We start from the raw sequence: 14415 nt of genomic DNA on the forward strand, positions 1-14415 counted from the left end.
CCGGAAGGCGCCCCGACCTCCCACCCCGAGGCGCGACACCTGACCGCGCAGCATCTTTCAGGTGCGCGGCGCCCGTCCGATGACCCTCGCCGATCTCGTCGACCTCGAGGCCCAGCTCCTCCGCGACCGCGACGCCGATCCCGCCGCGCTGGAGGCCCGCGACCGCGCTCTCGTGCGGCCCGCGCCCGCCGACGCCGCGCCGGGCCCGCGCCGGGCCGCGCTCGTGGCGCGCTGGCTCGCGGCGCTCCGCGCGGCGGAGCCGGGCCGGCCCTCGCCCGGCGGTGCCGTCGCGCGGGCGGTCTCCGCGGTCCGGGCCGCGCTCGTCCTCCTCGGGCTCGCGCTGGGCTGGGGCGCCGCGAGCGCGGTGCTTCGGTACGACGGCGGCCACCCGGTGAACGTGTGGGACGCGCTCCTGCTCCTCGTCGCCCTGCAGATCCTCCTCTTCGCCGCGCTGGTCGCCTCGTTCCTCGTCCCGCTCGCCGCCACCGGCGCGGCGATCCTCGGTCCGCTCCGCGGCGCCGTCGCGGCCCTCTACCCCGCGCTCGCGGCCCGCGCCGCCTCCGTTGCGCGCCGCTCCGGCGGGCCCCGCGACACGGCCGCCGCCGCGCGCCGGACCGAGTGGCTCGCCCTCTGGCACCACCTCCGCTCGCGACGCTCGCTCTACCACCGGCTCGAGCCGTGGCTCGTGCTCGGGCTCACGCAGGCGTTCGGCGTCGCCTTCAACGTGGGCGCGCTCCTCGCCGCGCTCCGCCTCGTGGTCTTCTCCGACGTCGCCTTCGGCTGGTCGTCCACGCTCGCCGTGCTCGACCCGGCGCGCTTCCACGCCCTCGTCCACGCCCTCGCGCTGCCCTGGCGCGCCCTCTGGCCCGACGCGGATCCGTCGCTCGCCCTCGTCGAGGCGACCCGCTACTCGCGACTCGAGTCGGCCTACTTCCTCGCGGGCGCCGGGCGCGCGGCGCGCCCCGACCTCGTGGGCGGCTGGTGGCCCTTCCTCCTCGCCGCGATCGGCACCTACGGCCTCCTCCCCCGGGCGGCGACGCTCGCCGTGGCCTCGCTCCGCGCGCGCCGGCTCCTCGCGCGCCTGCCGCTCGACGACGCGGAGGTGTCGCGCGTGGTCCGGCGCCTCGTCGAGCCCCACGTCGCGACCCGGGCCGAGGCGCCCGAGGCGGACGCGCCCGCGCCGGCGCCCCTCCCCGACGTCGTCGCCCGGCCGGGCGAGGGCGGCCGCTGCGCCGTCGTGCTCTGGCGCGACGTGCCGTCCGGCGAGGCCCTCGCGCGCGCCGTGGCGGCGCAGACGCACCGGCCCGTCGCCCTCGTCCGCGCCGCGGGCGGGCGCGCCTACGACGAGGCGGGCGTCGACTGGCGGGCGGCGGTGGATGGCGCCGAGCCCGTGGTGCTCGTCGCGGAGGCGTTCGAGGCGCCGGACCGTGCCGCGCTCCGGCTCCTCACCGACCTGCGCCGGGCGCTCGGCCCGCGCCGCCACCTCGTCGTGCTCCTCGTCGACGCCGTCCGCGGCCTGCCGCGGCCGCCGCGCGCCGCCGACGTCCGCACCTGGCGAGACGTCCTCGCCCGCCTCGCCGACCCGTTCCTCGCCGTCGAGCCGCTCCGGGGGATCGCGTGACGGCGCCGGACACCGAGGTCCCGCGCTTCGCGGTGGTCGGGCGCGTGAACAAGGGGAAGTCGAGCATCGTCTCGACGCTCGCCGAGGACGAGTCCGTCCGGATCGACCCGCGCCCGGGCACGACCACGGAGATCCGCGAGTACCCGGTGAAGGTGGACGGCCGGACGCTGTTCGTGCTGGTCGACACGCCCGGGTTCGAGGACGCGCCGCGCGCCCTCGCCTGGCTCCGCGCGCGCGAGGTTTCCGCGTCGGAGCGCCCCGCCCGCGTCGCGGAGCTCGTCCGCGGGCACGAGGGCACCGACGACTTCGTCGAGGAGCGGCGGCTCCTCGCCCCCATCCTGGCCGGCGCGAGCGTGCTCTACGTCGTCGACGGCACGAAGCCCTTCCGGCCGAACTACGAGGCGGAGATGGAGATCCTCCGCTGGGCCGGGCGCCCCGCGATGGCGCTCGTGAACCGGATCGGCGCGGGCGACCACGCGGCCGAGTGGCACCGCGCCCTCGGCCAGTACTTCCACGTCGTGCGCGACTTCGACGCGCACGCCGCGACGTTCGAGGAGCGCCTCGCCCTCCTGCGCGCGTTCCGGGAGCTCCGCCCGGAGTGGAGGTCGGCGATCGACGAGGCGCTGGCGGCGCTCGTCGCGCAGCGGCTCCGGCGCCGCGCGGACGCCGCCGCCGAGATCGCGGACCTCCTCGCCGATGCGCTCACGCACGTGGAGGAGCTCACCGTCGCGGACCCCGCCGCGCTCCGGGGCGAGCGCGACCGGCTCGAGCGGAGCTTCCACGACGCGCTCCGCGCGCGGGAGGCCCGGGCGCGACGGCGCGTCGAGGCGCTGTACGCGATCGGCGAGGCGACGTTCCGCGAGGCGGCGCTCGAGCGGCCCGCGCTCGAGAAGGACCTCTTCGCGGAGGAGACCTGGCAGATCCTCGGCCTCTCCCCCGGGCAGCTCGTCGCCGCCGGGGCCATCGCCGGCGCGACCGTGGGCGGCGCGATCGACGCGGCGGTCGGCGGGGCGAGCCTGCTCGCCGGGACCGTGCTCGGCGGCGCGCTCGGCGGCGGCGGCGCGCTCTACGGCGTCGGGCGCCGCTTCGCGCGGGTGCGCCCGGCCGGGCCGCCGGGGGTGCCGGGGCTCCTGCTCGACGCTCGCCGCCTGGTCGCACGGGGCCGGACGTTCCGCATCGGGCCGCACGCGGGTCTGAACTTCCCGTGGATCCTGCTCGACCGCGCCCTCCTCCACTACGACGCGGTGGTGCACCACGCGCACGCACGCCGCGGCGAGGTCGCGCTCGCGTCCGGAGCGCGCGCCGGCGTCGTCGCCGACCTCGCGCGCGGGGAGCGCCGCGAGCTCGAGGCCGTGTTCCTCCGGCTGCGCCGCGGCGCGCCGGATCCGCCGCGCACCGTCCGCGACGCGCTCGAGCGGGCGATCGCGCGGGTGCTGGCGCGGGTCGATCCGCTCCCCGGCGACCCCGCCCCGGTCTAGGCGAGCCGGGCCGCCCCGCTCGCGTGCCGCTTGATTTGTCCCCGCGGACGGGTCCGAATGGGCTTTTCGGACAGGGGAGCCATGGGCCATGCGAGGGGTCCCGCCCGCGAGGCGGCGGTCGAGGGGCGCGCCGGCATGGCGCGCGCGGAGGCCGTTGCGCGCCCGCGGGGCAGGATCCACACGCCAGCTCGGGGTCGGCTCACGGGGAGGGCCGCGCGGTGAACCCGGAGCCACGGCCGGCCCGGCGCGACGACGACGGCGGCGCGGTGGCCGCAGGGCGGCTCTCGGCGCTCCTCGCGGAGCTGGTGCGCGTCCCGTTCGAGGAGCCGGAGGGCGTGCCGCCCCCGGGGCCGAAGCCGGGGACGCTCGTCGGCGGACGGTTCGAGATCCTCCGCGAGGTCGGCCGCGGCGGCTTCGGCCTCGTGTACGAGGCGCGGGATCGCGAGCTGGGCCGGAGCGTCGCGCTGAAGCTCGTCCTCCCGGCGAAGCGCCTCCGCTCGGCGCTCGGCGAGGAGTGGCTCCGCAACGAGGCCGACGCCGCCGCGCAGCTCGCCCACCCGGCCATCACGACGCTCCACGACGTCGGCCGCTTCGAGGGGAGCCTCTACCTCGTGTACGAGCTGCTCGCCGGCGAGACGCTCGAGGACCGGCTCCGCCGCGGGCCGGTGCCGGTCGCGGACGCGGTCCGGATCGCGCGGGAGATCGCGGGCGGGCTCGCGCACGCGCACGGGCGTGGCGTCATCCACCGGGATCTCAAGCCGTCGAACGTCTTCCTCACCGAGGACGGACGCGTGAAGGTGCTCGACTTCGGCCTCGCCCGGATCCTCGGCGGCGGGGCCTCGCCCGGCGGCGGCACGCCGGCGTACATGGCGCCCGAGCAGTGGCGCGGCGAGCCCGAGGACGCGCGCTCGGACGTGTTCGCGGTCGGCGTGATCCTCTGGCAGCTCGTCACCGGGACGCGCCCGTACGCGGTGGTCGAGGGCCGGAGCGCCGTGCTCGACGCGGGGCCGCCGCCGGCGCTCCCGCCGCGCGCGGGGCCGCCGGCGCTCCGGAAGGTGGTCTCCCGGGCCATCGCGCGCGATCGCGAGGCGCGGCCCAGGGACGGCCGCGCCCTGGAGGAGGCGCTCCTCGAGGTGGAGCGGATCCTCGCGCACCGCCCGCATCGCGTGCGGACGGCGATGGCCGCCGCCGTCGCCGCCGCGCTCGCGGCGGGGCTCGCGGCGATCGTGCTCGGCGGCCGCGGCGCGCCGCCGCCGGGGCCGCCCATCCCCGTCGCGCTCGCGGACGCCGCCAACGAGACCGGGGAGCGCGCGCTCGACGGGCTCTCCGGGCTGCTCGGCACCGCGCTCGAGCAGTCGCGCCACCTCCACGTCCTCACGCGGACGCGCCTGCTCGACCTCGTCCGGCAGGGGGGCGCCGGCGACGCCGCGCGCCTCGACCCGGGGGTGATCCGCGACGTGGCCCGGCGGGCGGGCGCGCGCGCCGTCCTCGTCCCGACGATCCGTCGGTTCGACACGGTGTACGCGATCACGCTCGAGGCGCTCGACCCGGCCTCGGACGACCGCCTGTTCGCCGTCGAGGAGCGCTGCGGGAAGCTCGCCGAGGTCCCGGAGGTCGTCGACCGGCTCTCCGCGCGGGCGCGGCGCGAGCTGCAGGAGCGCGACGACGAGGTGCGCGCCGCCTCGGAGCCGGTCCAGCGTTCGGTCACGGCGAGCCTCGACGCGTACGGGCACTACTACGACGGCCTCGCCTGCGAGGACCGGCCGTCCCAGGGCGCGAGCTGGTACCGCGGGAGCTGCGCGGAGCACTTCGAGCGCGCGCTCGCGATCGATCCCGGCTTCGCCCTCGCGCACTACGAGCTCGCGCTCCTGCGCGTCGAGAAGGGGACGCCGCTCGCGCGCCAGCGCGCGCTGCTCGCCCCGGCGCTCGCCGGCGCGGCGCGGCTGCCACCGAAGGAGCGCGAGCTCGTGCTCGCCTGGTCCGACCACCTCGAGGGGAAGGACGAGGCCGCCGTCGAGCGGTACGAGAAGCTCGGGCTGGCGTACCCCGACGACAAGCGCGTCCAGTTCGCCGCGGCGAGCCACCTCTACTACCGCGGCGACCTCGAGAAGGCGGTGCCGTGGCTCGAGCGCGTGGTGGAGCTCGATCCCGGCCACGAGCTCGCGCTCGACCACCTCTGCGACGCGCTCGGCCGCCTGGGCCGCACCGACCGGCTCGCCGCGCTCGCGGCGGAGTGGGCGCGGCCCCCGGCGACCCCGGCGCGGCAACACGCGCTCTCGCAGGCGCGCGGGTGGCTCGGCGACGCGGCGGGCGCCATCGCCGCGGCGGAGGCGGAGCGCGACGCGGGCGCGGGCGACGCGGCGCGGGAGGATCTCTTCGCCGCTTACGTCTTCGCCGGGCGCACCGCTGACGCCGAGGCGCTCCTGCGCGAGCAGCTTCCCGCCGAGCCGCGGGTGCGCTACCGCCTCGCGGCGCTGCTCGTCTCGGAGGGCCGCGCGAGGGAGGCCCGCGAGGAGCTCGCCGCCGCGCTCGCGGACGCCCGGAGCGCCGAGGACCTCTTCGTCTATCACGCGCGCCTGCCGCACTTCCTCCTCGGGTTCGGGGATCTCGCCGGGCTGCGCGCCGAGGCGGAGCGGATCCAGGCGCTCGATCCGGATCGCGCCGCCACCCTCGCCGTCCACTTCGCGTACGCGGGCGATCTCGCCCGCGCCCGGACGCTCGCGGCCCGGCTCCCGGCCGGCTCGCCCGCGGCCCGGCTCCACGCTGCGATCGCGAGCTGGCGCGGCGGCGATCCGGCGGGCGGCGTGGACGCGCTCCGGGCGATCCTGCGCGACCGAGGGGCGGGCGACGCGCCGCTCCCGGTGGACGTCCCGGCCTTCCTGCTCGGGGAGGCGCTCCTCGACGCCGGCCGCGACGCGGAGGGGGTCGAGGCCCTGCAGCGCTTCCAGCGGCTCTACCTGCCCGTCGGCTGGTGGCGGGCGTGGACGCTCGCGAGGAGCCGCCTCGAGCTGGCCGGGGCGCTCTCCCGCCTCGGCCGGACGGCCGAGGCGCGCGCCGAGGCGGAGCGGCTCCGGGCGTCCCGGCGGCGCGCCGACCCCGACGATCCGCTCCGCCGGTCCGCCGACCTCCTCCTTTCGCGACTCCCCGAGGGAGGCCCGTGACGGATGCCTTCGGCTCGGGTCCGCGGTAAGCTTTCGCCGGCGCGTATTCACTCCACGAGAACGGCGCCAGGACAGGGGGACTCATGGCGAAGAAGACGGCGCCCGGCAAGGGCCGCGGCGGCAGCGCGAAGGTCGGCGGGGGCAAGTCGATGGGCGCGCCGCAGGCCGCGGACGTGATCCGCGGCGTGCTCGAGACGTTCTACCCGCGCGGCGCGGCCCTCACGAAGGTGGCGACCGCCACGACGTCCTCGGGCGTGAGCACGATGATGCAGCGGGGGAGCGACCCCGGGCAGGATCCTTCCACGCTCAGCGTCGTCCTCACCGACTCCGTCGTCGACGCCACCGACCCGACCGGCGCCACCGTCACGGCGATGAAGAAGGCCGCCGCGCTCCCGTCGCTGCCCCGCGCGCTCGCCCAGGGCGTCGACGCGCTCTGCGCGAAGGGCGAGCCGGACAGCAAGTGGGCGAAGGTCATCCGGAACGGCCTGCTCCGCTCGCTCGCGGAGGCGCACCAGGGGACGGACGACCCGGCCCGCCGCGCCGCCATCGAGGAGGCGGTCGCGCACATCGCGACGCGGTGGAAGTGATCCTCGCGGTCGCGCCGCGGGACGACGTCCACGCGGCCGCGGTCTCGCGCGCGCTCTCGGCGAGGGGCGAGGAGCTGATCCGCCTCGACCTCTCGCGCTTCCCGCGCCGGGGCACGATCGCGCTCGGGGTCGAGCGCGGCCCGGGCCAGCTCGTCCTCCGCGACGGCCGCAGGACGATCGACGTCTCCCGCTGCCGCGCGATCTGGTGGCGCCGCCCGGCGCCCTTCGCGCTGCCGGCGGAGGTCGGGCCGCCGGCGCTGCGGGGCTTCGCGCTCGCGGAGACCAGCGCGGCGTTCTCGGCGCTGTGGCTGTCCGTGAGGACGCGGTGGGTGAACGATCCGGTGCGCACCGAGATCGCGTCCCGCAAGCCCCACCAGCTCGCGGTCGCCGCCGCGGCCGGGCTCGCCGTCCCGCGGACGCTCGTCACGAGCGACCCAGGCCGCGCGCGCGCCTTCCTCCGCGCCTGCGGGGCCCGGCACGGCGCCCCGGCGGCGGTGCTGAAGACGCTCACGCCGTTACCGGACCGGCACGCGTTCACCCGGCGGGTGACGGCGAGGGACGTGGCCGCGCTCGGCGCACTCCGCCACGCGCCGGTGATCCTCCAGGAGCGCGTGGACGGGGTGGACCTCCGGGTCACCGCGGTCGGCGGGCGGCTGTTCGCGATGGAGGTGGACGCGCGGGACACCGCGTTCCCGGACGACGTCCGGCAGGACTGGCCCGCGGCCGCCCGGACCGCCCGCCCCGCCCGGCTCCCGCCGGCGGTCGCGGCCGGGATCCGCGCGGTGATGGATCGGCTCGGGCTCGTCTACGGCGCCTTCGACCTGCGGCGCCGGGACGACGGCGAGCACCTGTTCCTCGAGGTGAACCCCGCGGGGCAGTGGCTGTTCGTCGAGGACGCGACCGGGCTGCCGATCACGGCGGCGGTGGCGGAGCTGCTGCTCGGGCGCCGGGGCGGGGCCGCGCGACGCGGGGCCCGTTAGCGGATCACCGCCTCTTCCGGCGCGACGCGTGGAGCCGCCATGCGGCGGGCGCGCCGCCCGTCGCCCAGGGAAGGCCCGACGCCGGCAGGACCTCGACGCCCGTCGCGTCGCCGCTCGTCGCGCGCGCGACCCAGCCCTCCCGCGCGTCGTGCGCGAGCCGCGCTCCGATCGCGCGCTGCCGGAGGATGCGGTACCAGCCGAACCCGAACATCGCCAGCCACGCGACGATCCGGAACGCCGTGGGCGCGGGCGCGCGGCGCCCGTCGGGGATCGAGTCCAGGATCGCCACCACGGCGAGCACCGTGCCGGCCGAGAGCGCGACGGGGACGCGCCGGAGCTCGCTGGCCCTCCGCTCGACCTCGGCGCGCTCGTCCGGCACGAGCGGCCGGCGCGCCCACTCGAACCCGCGGAGCGGCTCCGGGATCGACGCGCGCGGTACCGCCCAGGTCGCCTCGCCCGCGCCGGGCGCCGCCTCGCCGACGAGGGCCTTGCGCGCCGGCGGGACCACCGCCCCGTTCACCCGGATGACGCGCTCGCTCGCAGGGAGGACCGCGACGCCCCGCGCAGCGTCGCCGAACTCCTCCACGGCGCCGGCTCGGAGATCTCGCCCGAGCGCGCGCGCGTCGTGGACCGCGTCGCGCACGAGCAGGATCGTGACCGGGAGGCCGAGGAGGAAGGCGACCAGCGCGGTCGGCCCGATGATCCACCCGGCGATCACGTCCGGCACGCCGAGCGCCGACACCGTGGCGGCGACGCCGACGAGCGCCGCGACGGCGCCGGGAAAGACGAGGAGCGACGCGGCGGCACGCCGCCAGAGCCGGCGCCGAGCGGCACGGATCTGCTCGCGCTCCTCCGGACGGAGCGGCCGGAGCCCGGCGCTGGGGAGGCCCTCGCAGTAACGCACGCCGCGATGCTAGCACCGCGGGCGTCGTGCTCACGCCGGCTCGAGCACGAGCTCCATCGTGAGGGCGGTCGCGGCCCGGCGCGACCGGTGGAGCGGGAACCTCTCGGCGTGGAGTCGCGGCCGGCCGGGGTCGGATCGCGGTCGAAGAATGACGTCCTCCCTCTCCCCCCGCGCTTTTTGCGGGGGAGGGCCGGGGTGAGGGGGGCCGCCCGCGGCTCCGTCGATCGCGGTCGGTCGGGGTCGGATCGCGCTCGAAGAATGACGTCCTCCCTCTCCCCCCGCGCTTTTGCGGGGGGAGAGGGCCGGGGTGAGGGGGGCCCGCCCGCGGCCCCGTCGGGAACGGGCCAGGGCCCACGGGCCACGGGAAGCGGGTCACGGGCACGGAGAGACTCGGGCACGTGTACGGGCACGTGTACGTGTACGTGTACGGGCACGGGCACGGGCACGGGCACGGGCACAGGCACGGGGAACCCGCCCCCGCGCGGGCTGCGTGCTGCGCCGACCATGTCCGACCGCCGCGTATCCTCTTACCCGTCGCCGATGCCGCTCCGCCTCCTCCACACCTCCGACTGGCACCTCGGGCACACACTCCACGGCGTGGAGCGCGGCCCCGAGCACGCCGTCTTCCTGGCCTGGCTCCTCGAGACGCTCGCCCGGGAGCACGTCGACGTCCTGCTCGTCGCGGGGGACGTCTTCGACGGCGCGAACCCGCCGTCCTCGGCGCTCGAGCAGTGGTACCGCTTCCTCGCGGAGGCCTGGCGGACGCTCCCGCGCCTCCAGATCGTCGTCGTCGCCGGCAATCACGACTCGCCGGCGCGGCTCGAGGCGGTCGATCCGCTGCTCCGCGCCCTGGGTCGCCTCCATGTCGTCGGGGCCGTCCGCCGCGCGGGCGGCGCGCCCGACCTGGACGCGCTCGTGGTGCCGCTCGAGGACGCGACCGGCGCGACCGCGGCGTGGGTCGCCGCGGTGCCCTTCCTCCGCCTCGCCGACCTCGGCCCGGGCGCGGCCGACGATCCGGTCGGGGCGGTCCGCGCGCTCTACGCCGGCGCCGTCGAGCGCGCCCGCGCCCGGCGCGCGCCGGGCCAGGCGCTGCTCGCGACCGGCCACCTCTACGCCGTGGGCGGGACCGTCTCCGAGCTGTCGGAGCGGAAGCTCGTCCTCGGCAACGAGGCGGCGATCCCGGCCGACGTGTTCCCGGACGACGTCGCCTACGTCGCGCTCGGGCACCTCCACCTCGCGCAGCCCGTCGGCGCCCGCGAGGGCGTCCGCTACGCGGGTTCCGTCCTGCCGCTCTCGTTCGACGAGCGCGCGTACGAGCACGGCGTGGTGCTCGCGGACCTCGAGGCCGGGGCGCTCGTCTCCTGCCGCCGGCTCGCGGCGCCACGCCCCGTCGCGCTCGCGTCGATCCCCGCCGGCAAGGACCCCGCGCCGCTCGACGCCGTCCTCGACGCGATCGCCGCGCTGCCGCGGCGCGGCGACGGCCCGGAGTCGGCGCGGCCGCTCCTCGAGGTGAAGGTGCGGCTCGATCGGCCCGAGCCGTCGCTCCGGGCGAAGCTCGAGGCGGCGATGGACGGGAAGGAGGCCCGCCTCGTCCGGATCGCCACCGCGCTCACCGGCACCGGCCGCGCGCTCGGCGACGTCGAGACCCGGTCGCTCGCGGAGCTCGAGCCCGAGGAGGTGCTCCGCCGGAAGTGGGAGCGCGAGCACCAGGACCCCCTCCCCGACGACCTCCTCGCCCTCTTCCACGAGCTGCTCGACGACGTCCGGAGGGAGGCGCCGTGAGGATCCTCGCGATCCGCGGCGAGAGCCTGGCGAGCCTGTACGGTCCGTTCGCGCTCCCGCTCGACCAGGCGCCGATCCAGGGCGCGGGGCTGTTCTCCATCTCGGGCCCGACCGGCGCCGGCAAGTCGACCCTGCTCGACGCCCTCTGCCTCGCGCTGTACGGGCGGACGCCCCGGCTCAAGGACCGGGGCGCGGGCGTGCTGGTGGGCTGGTCGGAGGAGGGGGAGCGGCTCGACGCGAACGACGTCCGCGGGCTCGTGTCGCGCGGGGCCACCGCAGCGTCCGCCGAGGTGGACTACGAGGGCGTGGACGGGAAGCGCTACCGCGCGACCTGGCGCGTCCGGCGCGCCCGCGGGAGGGCCGACGGGGCGCTCCAGCACCAGGTGATGACCGTCGCGGACCTCGACGGGGGCGAGATCCTCGCGGAGAAGGGGGCCGCGGCACGCCTCAACGAGGAGAAGGTCGGGTTCACCTTCGACGAGTTCAAGCGCGCGGTCGTCCTCCCGCAGTTCGAGTTCACGAACTTCCTCCGCGCGAGCGCGGACGAGCGGGCGTCGATCCTGGAGCGCGTGACCGGGACCGCGATCTACTCGCGCCTGTCCCAGGCGGCGTACGCGCGGACGAGCCGGGAGGCCGAGGCGCTCGCCGCCCTCGAGGCCCGCGCCGGCGAGGTCCGGGTGCTGCCGGACGGCGACCGCACGGCCCTCCTCGCCCGGCGCGAGCAGCTGGCGCTCCGGCGGGACGAGGCACGCGCCGCGGGCCAGCGCGCGGCCGCCGCCGTCGCCTGGCACGAGGCCGCGGCGCGGCTCGCACGCGAGGCGGCGGAGGCCGAGGCCGCGGAGGCGGCGGCGCGCGCGGCGCTCGCGGGCGCCGCGCCCGTCCAGGCGGAGATCGATGGCGTCGAGGCCGCGGAGGCCCACCGCGGCGCGCTCGAGGGCGCGCTCCGTGCGGAGGAGGCGCTCGCGCGCGCCGAGGAGCGGCGGCTCCGGGCGGACGGCGCGGTCGCCGCCGCCGGGGGCGTGCGCGGGGCGGCGGTGGCGCGCGAGGGCGAGGCGCGGGCGGCCTGGGACCTGGCGGCGACGGCGCTCGAGGCCGCGCGACCCGCGCTCGCCGAGGCCCGCCGCCTCGACGCGGAGGTGGCCGGAGCCGCGGCCCGCGCCGCCGAGGCGGAGGCGGCTGCCGCGCGGGCTCGGGGGGAGGCCGGCGAGGCGGCGACCGCGCGGGACGCCCTCGTCTCCGAGGTGGCGCGGGCGGACGCCGAGCGGGAACGCGCCGAGGCGTGGCTCCTGGCGCACGCCGCGGAGCGGCCGCTCGCGTCGGAGTGGGGCCGATGGCGCGCGGCGCTCCGCGACCACGCGGAGCGGACGTCGGCGCTCGACGCCGCGGCGCGCGCGCGGGCCGCCCTCGAGGAGAAGGCGGCCGACGAGGCGCGCCGGGCCGACGAGGCGGGCGCCGCGCTCTCGCGCGCGGAGGCGGCGGAGGCGGCCGCGCGCGCGGAGGCCGACGCTGCGGCCACCGGCGCCGAGGCCCTCGATCCGAAGGCGCTCGCGGCCGCCGTCGCGGCGGGTGCCGCGCGCACCGCGGCGCTCCGGGAGCTGTACGGCCACGCGCGGCAGGCCGAGATCGCCGCGGCCGCGCGCGCCGACGCGGAGCGGCGGGCCGCGGAGGCGAAGGCGGCCGGCGAGACGGCGCGGGCGGCGCTCGACGCGGCGGCCGGGGAGGCGATCGCCGCGGAGGCGCGGGCGGACGGCGCGCGCGCGGCGCTCGGCGCGCTCGAGCTGGCGCTGTCGCAGGAGGAGCTCCGCGGCACGCTCCGGGACGGCGAGCCGTGCCCGGTCTGCGGCGCGATCGAGCACCCGTTCGCCCGCGGCGCGCCGGAGCAGTCGGCGCGCGCCGCCGTCCAGGCGCAGGTCCTCGAGGCCGACACGGCCGCCCGCGCGGCGCGGACCGCGCGCGAGCACGCCGCCGCGAAGGTCGCGCAGACCGACGAGAAGGCCTCCGCGGCCCGAACCGAAGCGGCGGCGCGCGCCGCCGAGGTCGAGGACGCGGCGGCCCGGTACGCCCGCGGACACGAGGTGCTCGGCGACCCCGCGGTGCCGTCCGCCGTCGCCGGCGCGCGCGCGCCGCTCGAGGCGCTCGGAAAGGCGGCCGCGGCCGAGCTCGCGCGCGCGGAGAAGGCGCAGGGCGAGGCGCTCCGGCGCGCGGACGACGCCCGGGCGAAGGCGGCCGCGGCCGAGCGCGCCCGGACCACGCTCGACCGGGCCCGGGCGGCGCGGCAGGCGGCCGTCGACGCCGCGCGGGCCGCGGCGGACGACGCGGCCCGCCGCGCGAGCGAGGCCGGGCGGCTCTCCGCCGAGCGCGAGCGGCTCGAGGCGGACCTCGCGCCCGCGGTCGGGTTCCTGGCGGGATGGCCGGCCGAGGCCCGGGCGGACGCGGCCCGGTTCGCGCGCCGCTGCGAGGCCATCGCCGAGGCGCATGCCGATCAGGGCCGCACCCTCGCGGATTCCGTGGAGCGCCGGGCGGACCGCGGCGCCGCGCTCGAGGCCGCGCGGGCGCGGGTGGAGGAGCGCGCCGGACGCGCGGGCGAGGTGGCGCGCGCGGCCGCGGCCGCGGCGGACGCCGTCGCGAGCGCCCGCGCGGCGCGCACGGCGGTGCTCGACGGCCGCGACGCCCGCGAGGTGGAGACGGCGCTCCGCGACGCGGCGGAGCACGCCCGGGTCGCGCTCGACGCAGCTCGGGTCGAGGTCGCCCGCGCGGCGGAGGCGGCCGCGAAGGCCACCCAGGAGCGGGAGAGCGCGGCGGCCGCGCTCGATGCAGCGCGCGCGGAGGCGGAGGGCGCGCTCGCCGCGCTCGCCGCCGCGCTGGCGACGCTCGGGATCGACCGGTCCGCGCTGGCGGAGCGCCTCGCCCGCGGGCGGGCCTTCGTCGCCTCACGGCGCGCGGAGCTCGACCGGCTCCGGCTCGCCGCCGAGCGCGCGTCGGCGTCGCTCGCCGAGCGGGTCCGGCAGCGCGACGGCCACGCGGCGGAGGGGCGCCCCGACGGCGATCCCGCCGCGGCCGTCGAGCGGCGCGACGCGGCGGGCGCCGAGGAGAAGGCGGCGGCGGAGGAGCTCGGGGAGGTCCAGCTCGCGCTCCGCCAGGACGAGGACGCGCGGCAGCGGATGGCCGGGCTCGCCGACCAGCTCGCGCGCCAGCGCGCCGTCGCCGAGCGGTGGGCGCGCCTCGGCCAGGTGATCGGGGCGGCGGACGGCAAGAAGCTCCGCGTCTTCGCCCAGGGGCTCGCGCTGCAGGCGCTCATCGACGCCGCGAACCACCACCTCGCCGAGCTCGCCCGCCGTTACCGGCTGATGCGCGTGCCGGGCGCGGACCTCGAGCTGCAGGTCGTCGATCAGGATCTCGGCGACGAGGTCCGCACCGTGAACGGCCTCTCGGGCGGCGAGCTGTTCCTCGTCTCCCTCGCGCTCGCGCTCGGGCTCGCCTCGCTGTCGGCGCGCGCCACGTTCGCGCGGACCCTCTTCATCGACGAGGGCTTCGGCACGCTCGACCGGGACACGCTCGAGCACGCGATGGCGGCGCTCGACGGGCTGCGCGCGAGCGGCCGGACCATCGGCGTGATCTCGCACGTCCCGGAGCTGCACGAGCGCATCGGGGTCCGCGTGACGGTGGAGCGGATCTCGTCGGGGCGGAGCAGGATCGTGCTGCCGACGGAATAGACGAGCGGCGGGCGAACCGCGGCACCGTTTCCGTTACCGTTGCCCGTTTCCGTTACCGCCCCCGTTGACGTGACCCGTGTCCCGTGTCCCGTGTCCCGTGCCCTGGGGCCAATACAGGCACACGGGTGGCGTTTCAGACCGCTTTGTCATCAACCATGTGCCCGTGTAGCACCCTCGGTGAACGGGAAA

At 78.7% G+C, this 14415-nt stretch carries 8 protein-coding genes; 7 read left to right on the plus strand and 1 reads right to left on the minus strand.

Annotated features, from left to right (window positions below; genetic code table 11):
• Positions 1-61 precede the first annotated feature (61 nt).
• From AMOR_RS10135 to AMOR_RS10155, 5 genes are all read left to right on the plus strand, one after another.
• On the plus strand, positions 62-1621 hold the full coding sequence (locus tag AMOR_RS10135) for a DUF2868 domain-containing protein (RefSeq protein WP_248360692.1): 1560 nt from the start codon (positions 62-64) through the stop codon (positions 1619-1621).
• Positions 1618-3099, plus strand: a complete 1482-nt coding sequence (locus tag AMOR_RS10140; protein WP_248360693.1) for a GTPase/DUF3482 domain-containing protein — start codon at positions 1618-1620, stop codon at positions 3097-3099. Before AMOR_RS10135 ends, AMOR_RS10140 begins: the two co-directional genes overlap by 4 nt.
• A gap of 218 nt (positions 3100-3317) precedes the next feature.
• A complete protein-coding gene (locus AMOR_RS10145; RefSeq protein ID WP_248360694.1) occupies positions 3318-6260 on the plus strand; it encodes a serine/threonine-protein kinase in 2943 nt (980 codons plus the stop codon).
• Positions 6261-6343: 83 nt separating this feature from the next.
• The gene (locus AMOR_RS10150; RefSeq protein ID WP_248360695.1) at positions 6344-6847 is read left to right on the plus strand and encodes a hypothetical protein; all 504 of its coding nucleotides are present in this window, start codon (positions 6344-6346) and stop codon (positions 6845-6847) included.
• Positions 6838-7827: an MvdC/MvdD family ATP grasp protein gene (locus AMOR_RS10155; protein WP_248360696.1), complete on the plus strand. Its 990-nt coding sequence runs from the start codon at positions 6838-6840 to the stop codon at positions 7825-7827. Before AMOR_RS10150 ends, AMOR_RS10155 begins: the two co-directional genes overlap by 10 nt.
• A 4-nt stretch (positions 7828-7831) precedes the next feature.
• Here the strand turns inward: AMOR_RS10155 and AMOR_RS10160 are convergent, their stop codons facing one another.
• Positions 7832-8731 carry a serine/threonine-protein kinase gene (locus AMOR_RS10160; RefSeq protein WP_248360697.1) on the minus strand — a complete coding sequence of 300 codons (900 nt, stop codon included), beginning with the start codon at positions 8729-8731 and terminating at the stop codon, positions 7832-7834.
• Between the two features lie 540 nt (positions 8732-9271).
• Here AMOR_RS10160 and AMOR_RS10165 point away from each other — a divergent pair.
• Positions 9272-10513, plus strand: a complete 1242-nt coding sequence (locus tag AMOR_RS10165) for an exonuclease SbcCD subunit D C-terminal domain-containing protein (protein WP_248360698.1) — start codon at positions 9272-9274, stop codon at positions 10511-10513.
• A complete protein-coding gene (locus AMOR_RS10170) occupies positions 10510-14226 on the plus strand; it encodes an AAA family ATPase (RefSeq protein WP_248360699.1) in 3717 nt (1238 codons plus the stop codon). Before AMOR_RS10165 ends, AMOR_RS10170 begins: the two co-directional genes overlap by 4 nt.
• Positions 14227-14415 lie beyond the last annotated feature (189 nt).

The sequence above is a fragment of the Anaeromyxobacter oryzae genome (genome assembly GCF_023169945.1).
In the GTDB taxonomy this organism is placed as follows: domain Bacteria; phylum Myxococcota; class Myxococcia; order Myxococcales; family Anaeromyxobacteraceae; genus Anaeromyxobacter; species Anaeromyxobacter oryzae.

Bases quoted from the DNA above. Each gene is read 5' to 3' on its own strand.
- AMOR_RS10150 (WP_248360695.1), top strand. From the start codon at position 6,344: ATGGCGAAGAAGACGGCGCCCGGCAAGGGCCGCGGCGGCAGCGCGAAG.
- AMOR_RS10165 (WP_248360698.1), top strand. From the start codon at position 9,272: ATGCCGCTCCGCCTCCTCCACACCTCCGACTGGCACCTCGGGCACACA.